We start from the raw sequence: 20304 nt of genomic DNA, 5'->3' as shown, positions 1-20304 counted from the left end.
CTTTAGTTACACAAATACCCTCTCCTACTCTCATTTTTTAATTCTATTCAGGAATGAATATTCATTCCTGTCCTTATAAAGCTATAGAATCAAATGATTCTTATAGCGTTCCAAGAGCTTTCTTCCAATTCTTTTACTAATTCTTTTGAGTACTCTAATTGCCCTGTTGCAATTACTTTAATTAATTTTTCTAACGGTTGATATACAATAATAATTAAAGCAACTGGAGGTAACGGACGGAGTAAGCCTTTTACAATCCCATCTTCTATAATATTCATAAAGAAGCCTATAAAATCATCAAATATTTTCTTGCTTTGTTCATCAAGAAAATAACTATCACAGTGAGAATTTGTAAACAGAAAAGCATCCACATTATTTCTCGCAAATTCAAATAAACGGTTATACGTATGACTAAACTGTTCACGAATATTTGCTTCAACAGGAAAATCCGTTTTTATCATTTCAGAAAGCTGTAACATACTTTTTGAAAATAATGAGTTAACAAGCGCCTCTTTATTTTCAAAATAGCGATAAATAGTACCCGCACCGACTTTTGCCTTTTCAGCGATCATTGGAATTGTCGTACCATCGTAACCACGCTCTGCAAAAAGTTGCATCGCAGCATCAAAAATATCCTCTTGTTTGTTTTTAGCCATTTTTTCCACCTCTATTTTCAGGAATGAAAATTCATTCCGTTTTTAATTATAAATTACAGGAAATAAAAGTCAAGTGTGTGACTACGTATAGTTGTAATTTTATTCCCTTATTTGTGAATAAAATTATATCAGCGATTTTCAGGATATATCAACTTACCGACAAAAACCGATGCCCAAAGAGAAAGCTGTCCCAAAATTTGATTTGGGACAGCCCTATTTTTTAAAAGAAATCATAAATAAATGCTTCTCGTACCGGAACTATTTTCTCAAACGCTCGTATTTCCTCTTCGCTTCCGTTAATTAATTCAAGTTCATTTAGTTCTAATGGACGTTTATATCCAAGCATTATTGCCGATAGTGCATTTATATCCAGTTTAATTCCTTTTTCCGTTGTTTCTTCTACAATTGTTATTTCATAATTTGCAAGTCTCACCGATACATTATTCCACGGTGCAAATGAATCTGTAATATGTAAAATTATTTCTTGTTGTATATTGTTCCAGTTTAACTCATACTGTTTTAAGAACTGCTCTACATCTACAATTCTTCCCATAAAATATGGTTTTATTTCTGTTTTCACACGTGGTTCTTGCAATGTATATAACAACTGTTCGTTTTCACTTACTGTCATTTCAAGTTCTTTAATCATAGAATCATGTTGGCAAATAAAGTTCCATAGACCATTTCGTGCTTCATTATGCAGTGGTACGAATTCTTCTACAGTCATTTTAGATTTTTCTATTTTATATAACATGTAACCTGCTGCAGTTTTATTTTCATCGTAGTAAATTGCTAATGTTAAATCATCATAAACTGCTTGTAACCACCATTTTTCATTGCGAACTAGCATACCAGAAAAACGTTCTGCAAATGTTTCATAAAGCTTCTCGACTTCTTCTGAGTGATTTTCTTTATTGAAACGTTTCACAGTACCATTCACTTGTTTTTTCATAACTAAATCACTCTTTGTCATATGACATACAAGAAGATTCGCACAAAGTTCCCAGCCATATTTACGGTAAAATGCAACAGCAAATGGATGTAACATCGATACTGTATATCCGTCTTTTTTCATCGTTTGAAGTGAATGTTGAAGTAATTCTTTCACATATCCGCTTCTTCTATACTCTGGATACGTTGCTACCCCTGCAACGCCACCCATTTTAAATTTTTCTTTTCCTATGTATATATGAAACGGAATAAGGTGTAGTTTTGCCGCTAAGTCATTACCTTCCATAATACCGTACACTTCATGACTTTCCTTCATTCTTGTAAGTTGCTGCTGCAATCGATCCTCTTCAACTTTATATTGAAAAGCGTATTCTGATAAGCGTAATGCTTCTCTAAATTTATCTTCTATTAATCGTATAACATTCATATATTTCTCCTCCCTCCTTTATTTGAATTGTACCATAATTCTAAACGTTACAGTTCGGTGAATGAAATTATACTAGCTTATTAACAAACATCCAATATGAAAAAGCAGATACATCTCGTATCTGCTTCTCATCACTTTATTTAGCTAACTTTTGAAGTTCTTCGAAGAATGTAGGGTATGATACACCAACTGCTTCTGCATCTTCAATTGTTGTTTTTCCTTTTGCAATACATCCCGCAATCGCAAGCATCATTCCGATGCGGTGATCACCATAGCTATTAACTGTATTACCTTTTAGAGCTGATTTCCCGTAAATAATCATCCCGTCGTCAGTTGCCTCTATGCGAGCACCAAGTTTTGTTAATTCCGCTACGACTGTATCAATACGGTTCGTTTCTTTTACTTTTAATTCGTGTGCATCTTTAATTACTGTAATTCCTTCTGCTTGCGTTGCCGCTAAAGCGATAACAGGAATTTCATCAATTAATCTAGGGATAATATCTCCGCCGATTTCGATTCCTTTTAATGAAGATGTTTCAATTGTAATGTTTGCAGCTGGTTCTGATGCTCCTTCGTTAATTGGCTCTACAGTGAACGTAGCACCCATTTTCTCTAAAACATCAATAATACCTGTACGAGTTGGATTCATTCCTACATTTTGTAATACTAGTTTACTATTTGGAATAATTGCACCTGCTACTAAGAAAAATGCAGCTGATGATACGTCACCTGGTACTTGAACATCTGTCGCTGTTAACTTTTGTCCACCTGCTAGTTTCACTGTCTTTCCTTCGCGAGTTACTTTAACGCCAAATGCTTCGAGCATTCTTTCCGTATGATCGCGTGAAATATGTGGTTCTGTAACAGCTGTTACACCTTCTGCACGAAGTCCTGCAAGTAAAATAGCTGACTTTACTTGTGCGCTTGCTACCGGCGAAGTGTATTCAATTGCTTTTAAATCTCCACCACGTATTGTTAGCGGTGTAAACGTTCCTTCTTCGCGCCCATCAATGTTCGCACCCATTTGTTTTAATGGATTTGTTACACGTTTCATCGGTCTTTTTGCAATAGATGCATCACCTTGTACGCAAGAGAAAAATGGTGTATTTGCCAAAATTCCTGACATTAAACGTATAGTTGTACCCGAATTACCAACATCTAATACAGCTTTCGGTTCTTGTAAACCTTCTAATCCTTTACCAACTACAGTGACTTCATCACCGTTTTGCACGATGTCTACTCCCATTTCTTTAAAACAAGAAATTGTACTTAAACAATCTGCACCGGGCAAGAAACCTTTAATTGTTGTTTTTCCTTCTGCAATCGCACCGAACATGACAGCACGGTGAGAAATTGATTTATCTCCTGGAATTGTAATGTTGCCATTTAATCCGTTAGTAACAGGTTGAATTGTTCTTTCCTTCACGTTTTCACCTTCTCATTTAAATTGTTTCATAAGTTTGGTATTTTTCTTCTCCAAGTGCGAGTTTCGCTTGCATACGATCTTCTTCTCTTTGGAAGCTAATACGTAATACTCCAAGTAATCCTTCACGCGCTTCTAATATTTGCAAGTTCGTAATACTAATTTCTTCGCGCGCTAAAATACTTGTAATGTGAGCCAATGCCCCTACTTTATCTAAAACATCGACGTATAAGTCGTGATAGGCAGGAATCGCCCCTCTCTTTCTTACCGGTAAAGAGTCACGGTATTCTTTCGCGTCTGCAAAATAGCTTTGAATCTCGCCTGCATCTCCGCTAGAAACTGTATCATATAAATCTTCCATTTCAGAGATCCACTCTTTTAATAATACCATTAAATGCTCTCGATTTTGCTTAACAATATCACTCCACATTTTCGGACTACTAGATGCGATACGTGTAATGTCTTTGAAACCTCCAGCAGCTAGCTGATGAATGAGCGGATTATCTCCTGCATGTTTCTCCACTTGCTTTACTAATCCAGCTGCAATAAGATGCGGGAAATGACTTACAATTCCTGTTACATAATCGTGTTCTTCTGTGTTTAAAACAAGGAAATGTGACCCTGTTCCTTTTAACCAATCTTTCAACTCTTCCACATCTTCATTTGGCACGTGATGCATCGGTGTTAAAATGTAAAATGCATTTTCAAATAAATGCGCTTTTGCACTTTCAACGCCCGTTTTATGAGAACCTGCCATCGGATGTCCACCAATGAAAGAAATTTCCTTTGAAAACAAAGCTTCCGCTTCATTCATAATTGTTCCTTTTGTACTACCAACATCGGTTACGATAACATCTTCTCGTAAACGAAATGACGCTAATTTGTGTAATAACTTCTTCGTTTCTTCAACTGGAGAAGCAAAAATAATTAGATGTGCCTCTTCACATGCATGTTGTAAATTTACTGCTATTTCATCTACTACGTGTAATTCTTTTGCACGCTCTACTTGTTCTTGAAATATATCATAACCTGTTATCGTTACATCGTGCTCTTTCTTAATTGCTAATGCGAGAGAGCCTCCGATTAAACCAGTTCCAATTAATACTACCTTCTTACGCATTTGCCTCATCTCGAGACTTTCTTTTTTTATTTTCAAAGTGTTGTTTTAACACTGAAATCACTCCTTCATTTTGCTCCCTTGTTCCGACTGTAATACGGACACCATTTGGGAACGGCCGAATAATAAATCCTGCATGTGTACAAGCTTCATAAATCTCTCCAGTATTCTCAACTGGTAAGAAGATGAAATTTGTTTGCGATGGATAAAATGGAATATCATTTTCCTTACAAAAGCTCTCGTATTGTTGTAATCCTTCTGTATTTACACGAACTATTTCTTCAATAAACTCGTCATCACCAAAAGCAATCGTCGCTGCTTTTTGCGCTAATGAAGATACGTTAAATGGCAAACGTACGACATTTAATTTCTCAATTAACTCTTCCTGTCCAATCGCATATCCTACGCGGAAAGAAGCTAATCCGTACGCTTTGGAAAATGTTCTAAGCACAAGAATATTTTTATGCTTTTCTAAAAGCGGTAATGTCTCTGGGAAATCTTTTGCTGTTACGTATTCATAGTACGCTTCATCAATGACAATTAACGTATTTTCACTAATCCCTTCAATGAATTGAGTCAATTTTCGGTCATTCACATATGTGCCTGTCGGATTATTTGGATTACAAATCCATACGATTTTCGTATTATTATTTACCGCTGACGAAATTTCGTCTAAATCGTATACACCGTTATTTAGTGGAACTTCTTTCACTTCACAGCCTTCAATAATCGCATGATGACGGTACTGCGGGAATGTTGCACCTGCCGTTACGATGTTATCTCCTGCTTTAAGTGCTGCACGACTTATGATTTGAATGACTTCATCTAAACCACTACCGCAAAGTACTTGTTCCATTTGTACTTGTAATTTATTTGCAATTGTTTGACGGAGCGTTGTCGCACCTCCGTCAGGATATAAAGCATGATCCAACCACGATTTTTGCAACTCATCTAAAACACGTGGTGAACAGCCGAATGGATTTTCATTCGATGCTAATTTCACAAATGCATGATCTCCGTACACTTCTTTCATTTGTTCAGGTGATTTACCTGGTTTATATGGTTGTAATGATGATAGTTGATCTTTTACTTGCATGTTAAAACCACCTTTTTATTAAAATTCTTTTGCGTATTTATTATGTTGCGTAATGTTTTGTTGAATTAACTCCATACGATCTTTTCCGAATTGTTCGACTAGTGCATGTGCAAGTTCCCATGCTACAACGGATTCAGCTACTACACCTGCTGCTGGTACTGCACAGCTATCAGACCTTTCAATACTCGCTTGAAATGCTTCTTTCGTATCAATATCAACACTTGCTAACGGTTTGTATAATGTAGGTATTGGTTTCATTACACCTCTTACGACAATTGGCATTCCCGTTGTCATACCGCCTTCTAAACCACCGGCATTATTCGTTTTTCTCGTGTATCCTTGTTCTTCATCCCATAAAATTTCATCGTGCACTTTACTTCCTGGATGTCTTGCTGCTTCAAAACCAACGCCAATTTCAGCACCTTTAAATGCATTAATGCTCATAATTGCACCAGCAAGTTTTGCATCTAATTTACGATCGTAATGAACGTAACTACCAACGCCAATCGGCATTCCTTCTGCAATGACTTCTACAATGCCTCCTATTGAATCTCCGCTACTTTTTGCATGATCAATTGCATTCATCATCTCTTGTTCTACTTCTTTATCTAAACATCGAACTGGTGAATTTTCAGTAATCGTTTGAATTTCTTCAATTGACAAGTTAGAAATATGTTTTGCTTTTACTCCACCGATTTCAAGTACATGCCCTGCAATTTCTACGCCTAATTCTTTTAAAATTTGTTTCGCAACTGCTCCAGCTGCAACCCTTACTGTCGTTTCTCTTGCAGACGAGCGCTCTAGTACGTTTCTTATATCACGGTGACCGTATTTAATTGCTCCATTTAAATCCGCATGTCCTGGACGTGGCTTCGTAATTGTACGTTTCATGTCTTTACTTTCTTTTTCCGAAATTGGCTCTGCCCCCATTACTTTCGTCCAATGTTTGAAATCATCATTTTTTACGATTAACGTAATTGGTGAGCCAAGTGTCATCCCATGACGAACACCACTTACAATTTCAACTGTATCCGTTTCAATTTGCATACGTCTTCCGCGTCCGTGCCCTTTTTGCCTTCTTAATAATTCTTTATTTATATGTTCCGCCGCCAGCGTTAAACCTGCTGGTACACCTTCTAAAATAACTGTTAACTGCGGTCCATGTGATTCTCCAGCTGTAATGTATCTCATTTCTCTTGCCCCTTTACTATTTTTTTGTACAAAAAAGTCCCTACTGAGCGCTCAGTAGGGACGATGTTTATCGCGGTACCACCCTAGTTATAGACTTCTTTCGTCTACCTCTCTTCTTTAACGATCGTAAGACCGTCTTTTCCTCCAAAATTTGGCGAAAAAGATGCTCCAAGGCTGTAATTCATGCTTACCTTTGTACTGATTCACACCGACCATCAGCTCTCTTTAACAGGGAGATAAGCACTACTGTTTCCTCTTCAGCGCATATATGATATGGAATTAAGATAATTTATTTTTGAATCCTTTTAACTCTTCCATGAATTTATGGAATTCTGGAATATCCATTTGTTGTGCAGAATCTGATAATGCAACTGCTGGGTCTGGGTGTACTTCAGCCATTACTGCATCTGCGCCAATTGCAAGTGCTGCTTTTGCTGTTGGTAATAATAAATCTCTACGTCCAGTTGAATGCGTTACGTCAACAACAACTGGTAAATGTGTTTCTTTCTTTAAAATCGGTACTGCTGAAATGTCTAATGTGTTACGTGTCGCTCTTTCGTATGTGCGGATACCGCGCTCACAAAGAATAATTTGGTCGTTACCTTGTGCAATGATGTATTCCGCTGCATTAATGAACTCATCAATTGTTGCTGCTAATCCACGTTTTAATAATACTGGCTTGTTAACTTTACCTACAGCTCGTAGTAAATCGAAGTTTTGCATGTTACGTGCACCAACTTGAATTACATCAACGTAGTCTAATGCCATTTCAACATCGTTCGGATTTAAAATTTCACTAATAATCGCTAAGTCGAACTCATCTGCTACTTGGCGTAAGATTTGTAATCCTTCTACTCCTAAACCTTGGAAATCGTATGGAGATGTTCTCGGTTTGAAAGCACCACCGCGCATTAATTTTAAGCCTTGGTCTTTCATCGCTTGCCCTACTTGGCGAACTTGCTCTAAGCTTTCTACCGCACAAGGTCCCATAATGAACGTTTGTGTTCCGTTACCAATCAATTCACCTTTTACGTCAACAATTGTGTTTTCTTGTTTCTTTTTACGTGATACTAGTAATGCTTTACGGTTATCATCTTCTTGTAATTCTAAGCTAGCTTTGAAGATTGTTTTGAAAATATGTTGAACCGTTGATGTTTCGAATGGTCCTTCGTTATTCTCTGCGATCATATCAAGTACTTCACGCTCACGTACTGGATCAAAACGTTTCGTACCTTGTACTTGCTTTTGCTCCCCAATTTTTTGAACGATTTCACCACGTTTGTTTAAAAGGTGTAATAGTTGTAAGTTAATTTCATCTACCTGTTTACGTAATTGATCTAATTCATGATTTGCCATTTGGAAATCCTCCTCTAATGTTTTAAAAGTTATAGTGAGAGAATGAAAAATTCTCTATTTTCTGAACTGGTCAATTATACAAATTTAAAGTGGAATCGATCCCTCTTCTTATTTTAAACTAATAATTAGTACAAAGACACTATCTACTAATTAAAAACCCACTTTTTTGTACAAAAAATCCCTACTGATTCAATCAGTAGGGACGATATTTATCGCGGTACCACCCTAGTTGTAGACTTCTTTCGTCTACCTCTCTTCATTGTTAACGATCATCTGACCGTCTTTCCCTTCATAAAGACAATGCTATCTTTACTACGAAAAAGATGCTCTAGGACTGTAATTCGCTCTTGTTTTTGTACTGGTTCACACCAACCACCAGCTCTCTGTTACAGGGAAACAACAACTACTGCTTTTCCTTTCAACGCATACATATTTAATTTTCAAGTTGGGCCACTAAAATACAAAAAGTCCCTACTGAATAAATCAGTAGGGACGATATTTATCGCGGTACCACCCTAGTTGTAGACTATCTTTCCGTCTACCTCTCTTCACTGTTAACGATCAATTGACCGCTTTTTCTTCATAAAGACAATACTATCTTTACTACGAAAAAGATGCTCCAAGACTGTAATTCATGATTATCCCTGTACTGGTTCACACCAACCACCAGCTCTCTGTTACAGTAAGACTAACCACTACTGTGATCTCTTCATTGCACTTTGTTTATTCAAATGTTTTTTGAAATTGAATAAGTATGATTCGTATTATAGAACGCTTTTCAAAACACTGTCAACAACTTTTTATATATTTTTTAAAATTCCACTTTCGCCCTACATTTCTTCTTGTAAATTCTCCATAACAATTCCGATGCGAATTATCTCATTATCTATTGCATTTATTACACATTTTTCTACTTTATACCCGATTAATAATTCTTTTATTTGAATGATTTCCGTTTCAAGTAAATCCGCTTCCTGAAGCGTTTGCAGTAAAGTAAAAAATACGTTTGCATACAACTCTTTATACATTTTTATACTCTCTGTCTTCTCAAGTATTTCATTGAATAACTGTTTTAACTCCGTTTGATTTCCCTTTCCACCTACGTCCGAAAATGATTTACAAATTATCGATAACCCTCTTTCTACTATTTCATCCATAAATAAAATAATACGTAAAAGCATTACATATTCTCTAGCTGTGATTTCACCCATTTTCGGTCGTTCTCGCAAAAATATACTGAGCCAAGCTGCCCAAAATTTTTGTTGCTCTTTTGCGCTTAACGTTTTGACGTAATAGCATAAAAACTGCATAAACTTAATTTTACTTTCTTCATTTTCTCGTATAAGTAAAGGGTATAACCAGTCTGTTTTTTGTTCCCAATACAGTACACATTTAATAAATACAAAACTGAGCCATTTTAAGAAAGCTTCCCTCGTATGCGGATGTAATACTTCTAAATGTTCTACTGCATACTTAATAAATCGCTTCATTTCTGTAAATAAAGGTAAATTTATTTGCGTGTAACATAAGCCGGCCCATGCATATTTCGTAATCTCATTTTCCTTCTTTAACTCTAAGTACGGTAACAAATATTTTCGGCACCATTGTTTCTCAATATGATAAAGAAATGTAATATCCGCTACTAAACGCGCTAACATAAAATTTGTCCGTTCTGTACTAATTCTTACTTGTTCTTCAAATAAAAATAAATATTCATACACATTACGATCGTATAAATGATCATATGATAACAGTTTTAATAATACAGCTGTCATTTTCCCAACAGGATGCTGAATCGATTCATTGTAAAAATCTTGTTTTCCAAGCTTAAAATCCGTGTCACTTTTCATTACTTGAGGGAATACTGAAAAAGCAAACCGTTTTACATTGCGTATACTATTTTCCTCTAACTCTTCTAACCGATTGCTAATTTCATATAGAAAGCTACTAATTAACCAATGAAATGCAGTATTTCTAACGAATTTCTGCAACAGAGGAATAACTTTTTGTATTTGTTCATTTGTCAGTCCTCGGTTATTTCGCCACTCTCTAATACAAACAAACCAAACTTCATTACTTATTTCGTGCATACCTACTAATTGATAAGCAAATGAAATACTCCATTCTGTATTCAATTTACATGCTTTCGATAACATCTCTAAAAAATGACGTTGTTCAAACACACCATCTTGAGAGAATTGGCGAACTTGTTTCATAATTTCTTCATCTTTCAGCTGTAATAATCCATCAGCAGTTACATTACAAGTAATACTTTGTTCTGTCGTCTCTCTCTTTTTTACACTGTATCGATCAGAATGAAAGTGTGGATGTTTTTGCTTCATTAACTCATAACCTTTTGCTGTAGATGGGCTATTCGAATCACACGTGAATAATAAATCTAACAGTAAACAAACATCAAATGCCCTCTCCTCTGCAAGGTTCTTTAATACAATTTGAATGACTTCTTCCTTTGTTTTTTCTAAAGAGAGTGCGTAATGATTTTTTATAAGTTGAAAAACTTCTTGTTTATACGTGACATCTAAAAGAATTTCTTCCTGTAACAACCATTTCATCTTCTCATCGGCGCTTACAAATATATTTTTATTCATCGCATCAATGGCAATTCGATTTTGAAGTATGCTGCTTGCTTCTATCATTTCAGTAATATAATAATTTGCTTTTTTCTCATTGTTTTCACATAAATAGGCTAAACACTCTTTTACAATTTGAATTAAAAACGCAAGATCATTTTGCTGAAACTCTTTTTCCACATTTTCCTTATCCCTTTTTTTCAGTGCCGTTTGCCTTAGTGATAACATCCGCAACTTCTCTATTCCCATCATCATAATTGGAACGGCGTAATAAGAAATATGCGGTTTCATCTTTTCATTCCAAATTTTCTCCACATAAGAAAATGTAGACACGGGTAAACGACTCGACTCCTCAAGTTCTATTGATTCTTGCGTATTATCATTTCCCCACTTTCTTTCACGCTTCAATTTAAGTTTTCCGTCCAAAATAAACGTTAATAACAATAAAGCGATTTCTTTATGCTCAGGAAAAGAACATTTTTGCAGTAAGTAAGAAATTGTTTCGATCGATTTACTATCTTTTTCAGCTGTTTCTAATAAAAGCAGTGTCCACCGTGCAAACAACAATGGGTCCATCTCGATTTTCGTCTCACTTAAGTAACTACAAATTGTTCTCCATAATAACGGAGATAGTTTAGATTGATTTTTAAAAATTAATTGAAATAATTCTTTTTGGTGACTAAAAAGAAATTGTTCCACTAACCATTTTGCAAGTAATTCATCTACCTCGTTATAATTTGATGTAATTAAAAATAAATTTTGTAATTTTCCTTCCGCTTCAAGCCATTCCACCCACTCATAATCATGAGCAAATTCAACGAAGTAGCGGACTGTTTCAATTTTTTTAATAGATTGTTTTATGTATGATAATTGTTCCTGCTCTACAGAAGGTGGAACTGTTACTATGTCACGAATGCGCATTCGTTTTGTAATATAATTATCACCCATTAACTCCGCCCATCGTTTTACTGCTTTAACGAGCGACTGATGATTATTACCTTTATTCGGATATACAATCGGCCGTATTCCTAAATGCTCCCAATGATATGTATTTTCTCCTTGTGCGACAAATGCATAACGCCTTGTACTTGGTGGTAAACCAGTTGCTAAATATTTCATTACTGGATCATTATGGCTATATCCAACGAACAAAACGGTATAATTCGAGAATAAATCAACTAAAAATCTTCTCGCCCATCCTTCCGTCAAGTAAGCCCTTCCAAAATCACCATCTGTTAAAATTAATGCTTCTTTCTCTTGTTCTATATTGCCATGTATGTAAGCGAGTCCTTTAAACGCTCTACCTGTAGGTAACGCAGGTGCGTAATATACGTTTAATTCTCTATTCATTTCTTTTATCGCAGTTGTAAAATGTCGATCAAAATTTGTCGTTACAATACGAACTTCCGTGTCTAAAGGAAACAACCTCGGAATTGCATAATGAAGCGGATTCGGTTTTGACTTTTCTATATGAACTAGATCTCTTGCAACTTGATGTACATCTTTTGATTTCGCAATTTTACCAAGATAATAATCATGTGGTTCTGTTATTTCACGTTTTTCTACATATAACGTTTTCGCAATTTCATCAACAAGATCATCAAAATTCGGTAAGTTTGATTTCCCTTTCATAGAAACTCCCGCTCCAACAAATAGTACTAACTTTCCTTGTTCAAGATGATCAATTAACTCGTCTGGAATTTCTACTTCTGAAGTAATCCACACCCAGGATTCCCCCTTACCTAAAAATGTCATATACTCTCATTTTACTATAACATTTTTTCTTTGTTTTTTTAATATTTAGACAAAGATTGAACATGAAAAAGTTTTATATAAATATATTCGTTACAATGTATGAACTCCTAAATTTATTGTAAAACTATGTATAAATCGGAGGTGTAAATTTTGAATGATTTCACAGTAGTGCTTATCAAGTTTATATCGTGCATTATCGCATTTAGTATTGGACTCGCTTTATTTTTCCCTGCAACGTTCGTCCAAATTATTTCATTTAGTCTCTTTGTAACAATCGTATCTTATATGTTCGTTGATAAAATCATATTAAATCGAATCGGCAATACTGGTGCCATTATGTCGGATTTCTTACTAACATATTTAAGCGTATGGATTTTCGGTAATATTTTATTAGACAACTATATGCAAATTGCATGGGGAAGCATCCTTTCCGCAATTGTCTTCACATTATCAGAAGTAATCGTTCATCGCTTCTCTAACTCCCACACAAGGCACCACAACGATAATATTCATATTAATCGCCGCTTTGCATATGGTACAGAGTTTGCTGAAGAGCAGAATATATTGGATAAAGATAAGAAGAAGTAATATTTTGATGCAGGAGCGCCCTTTTTAATTATGTGGTGCTCCTTTTTTGTGTTTTTATTATGGTACGTGAAATTATATCGACGTTTTTTCAAATATATCAACGATTATTTCAATATATCGACGTTTCGACAAAGGATATCGACTTACCGACACTATTTGACATGATTTCCTCTAATAAAGTGAAACTTTAATCAGTGGGGGTTTTCTTCATCCCCCACTGATTATCAGCCCTCACCAATCGGACTTTTATGGACAGTTGATCCCCCACCTAACCTCTTTGCTTTCGCTGCATTTTGAGGTGGGGGTCTTACTGCCCATTAAAGTCGGATAAAAAACTGCCTCTTATTTAGAGACAGTTTCTTTCAAATCTTTTAATGTAATGACATCAGCAAACGCTCCAAACACTACGTTATGATGCTTCACAATGTCTTCAGCACGTAACACCTCTGTATCAAACGTACTATGTGCATCGCTCACTAACGTTACTTTATACCCTTCACTAAACGCCCTGCGAGTTGTCGTATCCACACAATACTGCGTTTGCATTCCTGAAATGATAACATGATCGATTCCCTTGTCTTGCAATACTTCTTTTAGGTCCGTCTTGTGGAATGAATCTGGGGTCGTTTTTTCAACAACACAATCCCCTTCTAGTGGAGCGATTGCCTTATGAATCTTCCACCCCTCTGTACCCTTTTCTAACGGATGATCTTTCGGTCCGTTATGTTGCACATAAATTACCGGAATATCATTTGAACGGCATTCTCCAATAAGCTCTTGCAATATTTCTAAAAACTTTTCCCCATTATGTACTGGCATTCCTGCTGTATACATACCTGCTTGCACATCGATTACGATTAATGCTTTTTTCATTTCGCGCAGCTCCCTTTGTTTGTATAGGCCTCTACATATTCATCATAATACAGTACTTCAATTACATTGGACCAATTCAAGATTGATCCAACGAAATCCTTTATATCTAATCCAGGCATTTCGTATACTTCTTCATCGTTAGCGGTTCCCGTCGCATCTTCAATAAGCGTAACTTTATAGCCTTTTTCAAAAGCAGCGATACTTGTAAATAAACAACAAAATTCCGTATTAAATCCAACGATAACAACATGATCAACTTTATGTTTCGTTAATATATCTTCAACACTTGTATCTTTAAACGCACTAGGTGTTGTCTTCTCGGCTATATAATCCGCAAACCTGGTATATTCTTCTACCAATTCACTTCCAGTTGATTCATAATACAATGTACTTTCTGGATTATCATCTCGGTGTTTTAAGAAAATAATAGGTTCATTCTCCGCTTTAAATTGTTTTAAAACATTTGCAATGAACTCTTTTTCAACAGAAAAATCCTTGCACTCTAAAATCCCCTTCTGCATATCTAATACAAGTAGCGCCTTCACTTCTATCACCTATCCTCTATACGTTTATATTCCATCATCCAACAATCTTCTAATACCCCTTCATGCAGTTCATGTTCTTTTAAAACCTTTACCTTTGTAAATCCACATTTTTCATAACACTTTATTGCACGTTCATTATTTACTTTCGGGTCCATTGCAATGGCTTCTGCCCCCGTGTTCTCCATAATATATGTAATTGCTGTCTGAACGAGTTTCGTTCCAATGCCTTTTCCCCAATAAGTCGGCTCTCCGATAAATTGATCCATTCCCCATACATATTGTGATTCTTCATAGCCATATAATGTTTTCCATTCAGAATCAATGGGGTACATTTGTATGTAACCAATTGGAGTGGTATCAAACTCTATTAAACATCTTTTTTCATAACTGTTTGGATTATGTATGAAATGATCCAGTACCATTTCTACAGATTGCGGATTATCTCGTCCTTCGTAATATTGCAGGACTTCTGGTTCTGTTAACCATTTTGAAATGATTGGTGCATCCTCTTCTTTTACGTACCGAACCGATACATTATCTTTTTGAAATAGCATATAATACCTCTTTTTAATTATTTATATTTTTCCTTTTTTGTGAAATCTTTCATTGCACCTATTAATGCGTATGGTAACAATATAATCGCAAAAAATGCTGTAAACACATTAAATTGAGGGATTTTATATGGCGTGAACCATTCTGTGAAAAATTGAGAATTTAATACTCTATTAAAAAATTCTCCGCCAGGTCTAAAGTTTGGTGCCCATGCAGTTACTTCACAAATAATAAACAGTAATTGTAAAATTATAAATGCCCCTAGATAGCGAAACCATGTCCGTTTCCAAATCGGCTGCGCCCTATTTAATTTACCTTCCATTTAGCCCCCACCTTTTTTATTTGCATCCTTATTAATTATACACTTTCTACGTTTAATTTGTTAAAATTTTCTATATAATCATTCATGCTGGGGGAATTCACTATGTCTAATCCTATACATAAATCAACATTAATCATTCTTAGAGGAAACTCCGCAAGTGGTAAAACAACAATCGCAAAGCAACTACAAGAATATTTCGGACAAGGGACACTTTTAGTATCACAAGATGTTGTACGTAGAGATATGCTTAGAGTACACGATACGATGGGGAATTTATCACATGATTTACTATGTGAAATTACAAAGTATGGAAAAGGAAAATGTGAATTTGTTATTTTAGAAGGTATTTTAAACAGTCGAAGATACGGTGCTATGCTGAAAGAATTAATACATTTTTTTGAAGGAAACGCGTATACATATTACTTTGATTTATCGTTAAAAGAAACGATTCGACGACATAACACAAGGGAAAAACGGCATGAATTTGGTGAGGATTCCCTAGAAAAATGGTATAATCCGCACGATACAATTGAAGTTGCTAGGGAAACTATTTTTACAGATCACTTCACGCAAAAAGATATATTTGATGTGATTCTTAATGATATTATGGTACGAAAATAAGACCGACAGAATATGTCGGTCTTATTTTCATTATGTTATATTCTAGATTTATTATAAAATTTTCACTTTAACAGTTTGTCTTCCCCAATTCATAGCTTTACTTTTTGAGCCCATTAAAACATCAATGCGATTACCTTTAATTGCACTTCCGGTATCTCCAGCGATTGCTTCTCCATAACCTTCTACCCATACTTTAGATCCTAAAGGAATTACTTTCGGGTCAACTGCAATAATTCTCATATTCGGATTAGCCGTTAAATCATGCCCCATCGCAGTTAAAACGCGTCCACCATATGTACCATTTTCACTTGGATCAGCAGTATATGCTGTCGCCACCACTGTTAATTCACGTTTAGCGGACTGCGTGTTATTTTTAGACTCTTCTTTTGCCTTTATTGCTTCTCGGGCTTTTGCTTCTTCCTTAGCCTTAGCTATTTCTCGTGCTTTCGCCTCTTCCTTAGCTTTGGCTATTTCTCGTGCTTTCTCTTCTTCTTTAGCCTTCGCTATTTCTTGCGCTTTTGCTTCTTCCTTGGCCTTAGCTATTTCTCGTGCTTTCTCTTCTTCTTTAGCCTTCGCTATTTCTTGCGCTTTTGCTTCTTCTTTAGCCTTTGCTATTTCTTGAGCCTTCGCTTCTTCTTGTACTTTCGCTTCTTCCTTAGGTTTTACTACTTCTTGTACTTTTGCTTCTTCCTTAGGCTTTACTACTTCTTGTACTTTCTCTTCTTCCTTAGGTTTTGCTACTTCTTGTACTTTCTCTTCTTCCTTAGGCTTTACTACTTCTTGTACTTTCTCTTCTTCCTTAGGTTTAATTGTTTCTTTTGCCTTTGTTACCTTCTGTGTTTTAGCTTCTTCCTTAGCTTTAACCATTTTTTGCACTTTCGCTACTTGCTTCGTTTTCTCGTCAGCCTTTTTTTCAACTGGTGCTGTACTAGATAAGAAAGAAACATTTACATAAGCTGTTTTTCCTTTATACTCAAATTGTAGCCATCCATCTTTTACTTGGTTCGTTGATTCAATTACATCATCTTTTTTCAGTCTGCCAAGAATTTTTGATTCTGTGTTTGCTTCCGTACGAACATTTAATAAATTTGCTGTTACATGGTAAATATCTTTTGTAAACTCCGAGCTTACAAATACTTCTTTACCATTCAACTCAATTTTTGACCAGCCATCTTCAGTATTGATGACTTTTAATTCTTGCCCATTTTTTACCTTTTCTACAACTTTTGATTCCGTAGTCGGTTTTTCACGTACGTTGAGTACATCTGCTGTTACGATCGTTTCTGCGGTAGCAGTTGTAGTAAATGCTCCCAATCCGAAAACAGTTGCTGTTGCTGCGCCAATTACTTTTTTCATATGAGCCTCCATTATATTTTTTTGAATTCTATCAAATGCTTCCATAAATTCATGGAAGTATTTGCAACAATATATTAGTACCACTTAATATACTGCTATTAAAACTCCTTACTCCAATACTATCAAATTCTTATTTCTAATTCTATATATTATAAGTTTCCTTATTTTCTATAAACGTTTTATGCCCTTCTTCACACTATATAGTTGTCGCAATTCCCGCCAAAAACAAACTGACGATTGCTAAAAATTGAGTAGTGACTATAGCCCCCTCATAATCTTTCACACTATATTCGCTCGTTTTTTGCAAAAAGTTCATTTTACATAAAAATTTATTTATTACAATAAGAATATAAGATATATTTTTAAAAAAGGAGGATTTCAAGAATGAATAAAGAGGATAAAATTCACGCTGAAAAAGTGTTAAAAAATCTCTTCATCGGATCACAAATTGATGGATTACAATTTGGTATTTCTCCAGGCACTATAAAGATTCATTTCAAAAATTTTCACGCCCCCGTTGATTATGACGGACAATTATATATCAATATCGAATCAAAATGGTGTTTATTTAATAAATCTCCAAAAAGATATCCATTAAATGAAGATGAATTTGAAGATTATTCTGAGGAAGAAGAATATGAGAGAATATTTGAGATAAGAAGACAAAAAGTTACCGATATACAACTCGGCTTAGAAAGCCCTTATTTAATTGTTACATTAGAGAGTGGACAAATTATTTTTGTAAATGGTTTTCATGATTATTATGAATGTTGGCAAGCTGGTGTCCAATATGAGCAATGGCTTGTAGTTGCTGCACCTGGGAATGAAATCGCCACTTGGACTCCCGATGAGTTTATCGATAAATAAAGTGAAACTTTAATCAGTGGGGGTTTTCTTCATCCCCCACTGATTATTAGTTGAACCAATCGGACTTTTATGAGCAGTCGATTCCCCACCTAACTTCTCTGCTTTCGCTGAATTTTGAGGTGGAGGTCTTACTGCCCATTAAAGTCGGATAAACTGGTTTCACGAAGAAGAACCAAAGATATTTTATGAAGTACTATACTAATGAACTACATAACTATTTCTATTACTATTACACGTAAACAAAATGACTATTTTACTTTAATAGAACTCACTTTATTAAAGCTGAAAGGATGATATTGATGGCATGTGTCCATGATTTTGGAATAATTGATGATTTTACTTCTCGAAAAAATTACGAGGATTATACACCAGAGAAATATCATTGTATTTCTGTTGATGATGATATTATCAGTAGTTTAAATCAAAATTTATCAATTATGAAAACCTACTTCCATACAGTCAAAAATCAGGAATACGGTTTAGTCTATTACGGTATTACAATTATCCCACCTGAATCATTAGCAATATTCTATGAAACAGTTACATCTTCAAAGTTCTTCAAAAATTCTGATGAGCTGAATGAGTTAGCTTTAAAAATTGTACAAGCTACAGCAGAACAAAAGTACATGATTCATTATGGGGTTTAAATGTAATACAAAAAACTCTTAGGATTTCTCCCAAGAGTTTTTTGTATAGTACTAATAAATTTATTCATTAGTCATTTAGTCAATGTTTGAACCTATACCCTCATCTTTTACAAGTGAGGGCGCTCCTATTAATCTAAATAAGCGTCTCCTTCCCAAGCTTCCAACTAAACCATCTCCCATGTCCTTCTGTTTCTCCAATCGTTTCACGATATTCGTTTCCGTTAATATAATAATCAATATGAAGATCCCGGTCCCACATGTTGTTATATAGGTGGAATACATCACGTTTTGCACCTATTTCTTGGATTTGTTTTTCCAGCTTACGTTTTATTTGTTCAGGTATTTGATTTGCGACATGTGTATGAAAAATGCAGATAACAGCGTCGCTACTTATTCGTTCAATAATAGATGGTAATAGCTCTACACCGTCTCCTTCTATTAATTGAACAGATTTATTTTTTACTAAAGATGCAGCTTGTTCAAACAGTTCAAGCCTTTCTTTATGTTCTGGCCAAATGAGTGCATGTAGCCATAAATAATCTTCATCACTATGTAAATCATTTACATGTAAATCTAGTCCGATTCTTTCTACGACAGGTGGACTTTCTTTTAATAAATGAGGCACATTCTCTCCTCTTATTTCAGAAGTTACATGTACATTCGAATTTATATTTCCGTATGTTTCATCTGTACCGTACGAATAGCTATATTGGTCCCAAAATAGTTGTAATCCAGAACTTGTCCCAATTTCTATTAACGCTAACGGTTTATTCACTTTGCTAAATATGTAACTGAAACTTGGATATAAGTACGCACATCTTCTTACTTCATTCGTTTGAACAAGTTTCGTTTGTAATAAAGTAATGATTTCCTCTCTGTATATTTTACAGAAATCTTTAAAATGAGCAAAAGCTTTATCTAAATTTGTATTCTTATTTTCAACTAAACTACTGTAATACGTTTTTAAAGGATGTTCTTTCCCTGTTAGTAATAAATAATGTACGGCACCTAATAATAAGTTTGGGACTGGTTGACCTACCTGAGCATAGGACGATAGTGTAAGTACTTCCTCATCTTCAGCAATTTTCATTGATAAATATTCATATAAGTCACTTGACCCTTTACACTCCTTTATTGAAAAATTTCGAAATAAGTTTGCGATTTGTTCTTGTGTACGCATGTGTATCCCTCCTTTTAATATTCAGAATAATCATACAAAAATTAGAGCAAAAAGTCCCATAAAAAGGTACTCGATTTAGTCAATTAAGGATATGTAAGCTTTTTCGAGATAATTTCAAACTGTAATTTTTTTCTATTTATCACCTTAAAAGAGCTTGTTAAATAAGATTTTTGGCGAATAAAACGTTAAA

Annotated in this window: 18 protein-coding genes, 1 pseudogene and 3 other annotated features; of the genes and pseudogenes, 4 read left to right on the top strand and 15 right to left on the bottom strand. The window is 35.0% G+C overall.

Going from position 1 to position 20304, the window contains the following annotated elements; translation table 11 throughout:
• Positions 1 to 89 precede the first annotated feature (89 nt).
• The 8 genes from PDQ68_RS08530 to PDQ68_RS08495 all read right to left on the bottom strand — a co-directional run bounded on the left by PDQ68_RS08530 (position 90) and on the right by PDQ68_RS08495 (position 12563).
• Positions 90 to 656, bottom strand: coding sequence for a TetR/AcrR family transcriptional regulator (locus PDQ68_RS08530; RefSeq protein WP_001107304.1), 567 nt, complete (start codon positions 654 to 656; stop codon positions 90 to 92).
• A 220-nt stretch (positions 657 to 876) separates the two neighbouring features.
• A complete protein-coding gene (locus tag PDQ68_RS08525; protein ID WP_061183032.1) occupies positions 877 to 2034 on the bottom strand; it encodes a GNAT family N-acetyltransferase in 1158 nt (385 codons plus the stop codon).
• 136 nt (positions 2035 to 2170) lie between these two features.
• The gene (aroA, locus tag PDQ68_RS08520; protein WP_061183031.1) at positions 2171 to 3460 is read right to left on the bottom strand and encodes a 3-phosphoshikimate 1-carboxyvinyltransferase; all 1290 of its coding nucleotides are present in this window, start codon (positions 3458 to 3460) and stop codon (positions 2171 to 2173) included.
• Positions 3461 to 3476: 16 nt separating this feature from the next.
• Positions 3477 to 4577 carry a prephenate dehydrogenase gene (tyrA, locus tag PDQ68_RS08515; protein WP_016717784.1) on the bottom strand — a complete coding sequence of 367 codons (1101 nt, stop codon included), beginning with the start codon at positions 4575 to 4577 and terminating at the stop codon, positions 3477 to 3479.
• The gene (gene hisC / locus PDQ68_RS08510; RefSeq protein WP_270786656.1) at positions 4570 to 5670 is read right to left on the bottom strand and encodes a histidinol-phosphate transaminase; all 1101 of its coding nucleotides are present in this window, start codon (positions 5668 to 5670) and stop codon (positions 4570 to 4572) included. The genes tyrA and hisC overlap by 8 nt, the downstream gene beginning before the upstream one ends.
• Positions 5671 to 5688: 18 nt before the next feature.
• Positions 5689 to 6861: a chorismate synthase gene (gene aroC, locus PDQ68_RS08505; RefSeq protein WP_061183029.1), complete on the bottom strand. Its 1173-nt coding sequence runs from the start codon at positions 6859 to 6861 to the stop codon at positions 5689 to 5691.
• 53 nt (positions 6862 to 6914) lie between these two features.
• Positions 6915 to 7131: a binding site (T-box leader), on the bottom strand.
• 9 nt (positions 7132 to 7140) lie between these two features.
• Entirely contained in the window at positions 7141 to 8217 is a 1077-nt protein-coding gene (locus PDQ68_RS08500; RefSeq protein ID WP_001273581.1) for a bifunctional 3-deoxy-7-phosphoheptulonate synthase/chorismate mutase, read from the bottom strand.
• A gap of 195 nt (positions 8218 to 8412) precedes the next feature.
• Positions 8413 to 8648: a binding site (T-box leader), on the bottom strand.
• A 54-nt stretch (positions 8649 to 8702) separates the two neighbouring features.
• Positions 8703 to 8939: a binding site (T-box leader), on the bottom strand.
• Between the two features lie 108 nt (positions 8940 to 9047).
• Positions 9048 to 12563, bottom strand: a complete 3516-nt coding sequence (locus PDQ68_RS08495) for a DUF4020 domain-containing protein (RefSeq protein ID WP_080444107.1) — start codon at positions 12561 to 12563, stop codon at positions 9048 to 9050.
• A gap of 150 nt (positions 12564 to 12713) precedes the next feature.
• On the opposite strand from PDQ68_RS08495, the gene PDQ68_RS08490 reads away from it, so the two are divergent.
• Positions 12714 to 13151 (top strand): YndM family protein, encoded by a 438-nt coding sequence (locus PDQ68_RS08490; RefSeq protein WP_061182369.1) that lies wholly within the window; start codon positions 12714 to 12716, stop codon positions 13149 to 13151.
• Positions 13152 to 13493: 342 nt separating this feature from the next.
• On the opposite strand, the gene PDQ68_RS08485 is transcribed toward PDQ68_RS08490, so the two are convergent.
• The 4 genes from PDQ68_RS08485 to PDQ68_RS08470 are packed head-to-tail and all read right to left on the bottom strand — an operon-like array spanning position 13494 to position 15443.
• On the bottom strand, positions 13494 to 14024 hold the full coding sequence (locus PDQ68_RS08485; protein WP_041184760.1) for a cysteine hydrolase family protein: 531 nt from the start codon (positions 14022 to 14024) through the stop codon (positions 13494 to 13496).
• Positions 14021 to 14569 (bottom strand): isochorismatase family protein, encoded by a 549-nt coding sequence (locus tag PDQ68_RS08480; RefSeq protein ID WP_014893633.1) that lies wholly within the window; start codon positions 14567 to 14569, stop codon positions 14021 to 14023. Before PDQ68_RS08480 ends, PDQ68_RS08485 begins: the two co-directional genes overlap by 4 nt.
• A 5-nt stretch (positions 14570 to 14574) precedes the next feature.
• The gene (locus tag PDQ68_RS08475; protein WP_061182370.1) at positions 14575 to 15123 is read right to left on the bottom strand and encodes a GNAT family N-acetyltransferase; all 549 of its coding nucleotides are present in this window, start codon (positions 15121 to 15123) and stop codon (positions 14575 to 14577) included.
• Between the two features lie 17 nt (positions 15124 to 15140).
• Positions 15141 to 15443: a YfzA family protein gene (locus PDQ68_RS08470; protein ID WP_061182371.1), complete on the bottom strand. Its 303-nt coding sequence runs from the start codon at positions 15441 to 15443 to the stop codon at positions 15141 to 15143.
• Positions 15444 to 15545: 102 nt separating this feature from the next.
• On the opposite strand from PDQ68_RS08470, the gene PDQ68_RS08465 reads away from it, so the two are divergent.
• A complete protein-coding gene (locus PDQ68_RS08465) occupies positions 15546 to 16064 on the top strand; it encodes a kinase (protein WP_061182372.1) in 519 nt (172 codons plus the stop codon).
• Between the two features lie 51 nt (positions 16065 to 16115).
• On the opposite strand, the gene entB is transcribed toward PDQ68_RS08465, so the two are convergent.
• Both entB and PDQ68_RS08455 read right to left on the bottom strand, forming a co-directional pair.
• Positions 16116 to 17420 (bottom strand): cell wall-binding protein EntB, encoded by a 1305-nt coding sequence (entB, locus tag PDQ68_RS08460; RefSeq protein WP_270786655.1) that lies wholly within the window; start codon positions 17418 to 17420, stop codon positions 16116 to 16118.
• 196 nt (positions 17421 to 17616) lie between these two features.
• A pseudogene (locus PDQ68_RS08455) lies at positions 17617 to 17688 on the bottom strand (nitroreductase); the annotation flags it as partial.
• Positions 17689 to 17804: 116 nt separating this feature from the next.
• Here PDQ68_RS08455 and PDQ68_RS08450 point away from each other — a divergent pair.
• Positions 17805 to 18287, top strand: coding sequence for a hypothetical protein (locus tag PDQ68_RS08450; RefSeq protein ID WP_061182897.1), 483 nt, complete (start codon positions 17805 to 17807; stop codon positions 18285 to 18287).
• A 299-nt stretch (positions 18288 to 18586) separates the two neighbouring features.
• Entirely contained in the window at positions 18587 to 18934 is a 348-nt protein-coding gene (locus tag PDQ68_RS08445; protein WP_061182896.1) for a hypothetical protein, read from the top strand.
• A 133-nt stretch (positions 18935 to 19067) separates the two neighbouring features.
• Here the strand turns inward: PDQ68_RS08445 and PDQ68_RS08440 are convergent, their stop codons facing one another.
• On the bottom strand, positions 19068 to 20114 hold the full coding sequence (locus tag PDQ68_RS08440) for a DUF2332 domain-containing protein (RefSeq protein ID WP_061182895.1): 1047 nt from the start codon (positions 20112 to 20114) through the stop codon (positions 19068 to 19070).
• Positions 20115 to 20304: the final 190 nt, after the last annotated feature.

It is taken from the genome of Bacillus cereus group sp. Bc010, from assembly GCF_027716745.1.
Lineage (GTDB): Bacteria > Bacillota > Bacilli > Bacillales > Bacillaceae_G > Bacillus_A > Bacillus_A pacificus.
Note: the sequence above shows the minus strand (reverse complement) of the source record. Positions and strands in the feature narration are given on the sequence as shown.

Bases quoted from the DNA above. Each gene is read 5' to 3' on its own strand.
- PDQ68_RS08440 (WP_061182895.1), bottom strand. From the start codon at position 20,114: ATGCGTACACAAGAACAAATCGCAAACTTATTTCGAAATTTTTCAATA.
- hisC (WP_270786656.1), bottom strand. From the start codon at position 5,670: ATGCAAGTAAAAGATCAACTATCATCATTACAACCATATAAACCAGGT.
- PDQ68_RS08525 (WP_061183032.1), bottom strand. From the start codon at position 2,034: ATGAATGTTATACGATTAATAGAAGATAAATTTAGAGAAGCATTACGC.
- PDQ68_RS08485 (WP_041184760.1), bottom strand. From the start codon at position 14,024: ATGAAAAAAGCATTAATCGTAATCGATGTGCAAGCAGGTATGTATACA.
- PDQ68_RS08475 (WP_061182370.1), bottom strand. From the start codon at position 15,123: ATGCTATTTCAAAAAGATAATGTATCGGTTCGGTACGTAAAAGAAGAG.
- PDQ68_RS08470 (WP_061182371.1), bottom strand. From the start codon at position 15,443: ATGGAAGGTAAATTAAATAGGGCGCAGCCGATTTGGAAACGGACATGG.
- PDQ68_RS08530 (WP_001107304.1), bottom strand. From the start codon at position 656: ATGGCTAAAAACAAACAAGAGGATATTTTTGATGCTGCGATGCAACTT.
- tyrA (WP_016717784.1), bottom strand. From the start codon at position 4,577: ATGCGTAAGAAGGTAGTATTAATTGGAACTGGTTTAATCGGAGGCTCT.
- aroC (WP_061183029.1), bottom strand. From the start codon at position 6,861: ATGAGATACATTACAGCTGGAGAATCACATGGACCGCAGTTAACAGTT.
- PDQ68_RS08445 (WP_061182896.1), top strand. From the start codon at position 18,587: ATGGCATGTGTCCATGATTTTGGAATAATTGATGATTTTACTTCTCGA.
- PDQ68_RS08465 (WP_061182372.1), top strand. From the start codon at position 15,546: ATGTCTAATCCTATACATAAATCAACATTAATCATTCTTAGAGGAAAC.
- PDQ68_RS08450 (WP_061182897.1), top strand. From the start codon at position 17,805: ATGAATAAAGAGGATAAAATTCACGCTGAAAAAGTGTTAAAAAATCTC.
- PDQ68_RS08500 (WP_001273581.1), bottom strand. From the start codon at position 8,217: ATGGCAAATCATGAATTAGATCAATTACGTAAACAGGTAGATGAAATT.
- entB (WP_270786655.1), bottom strand. From the start codon at position 17,420: ATGAAAAAAGTAATTGGCGCAGCAACAGCAACTGTTTTCGGATTGGGA.
- PDQ68_RS08495 (WP_080444107.1), bottom strand. From the start codon at position 12,563: ATGACATTTTTAGGTAAGGGGGAATCCTGGGTGTGGATTACTTCAGAA.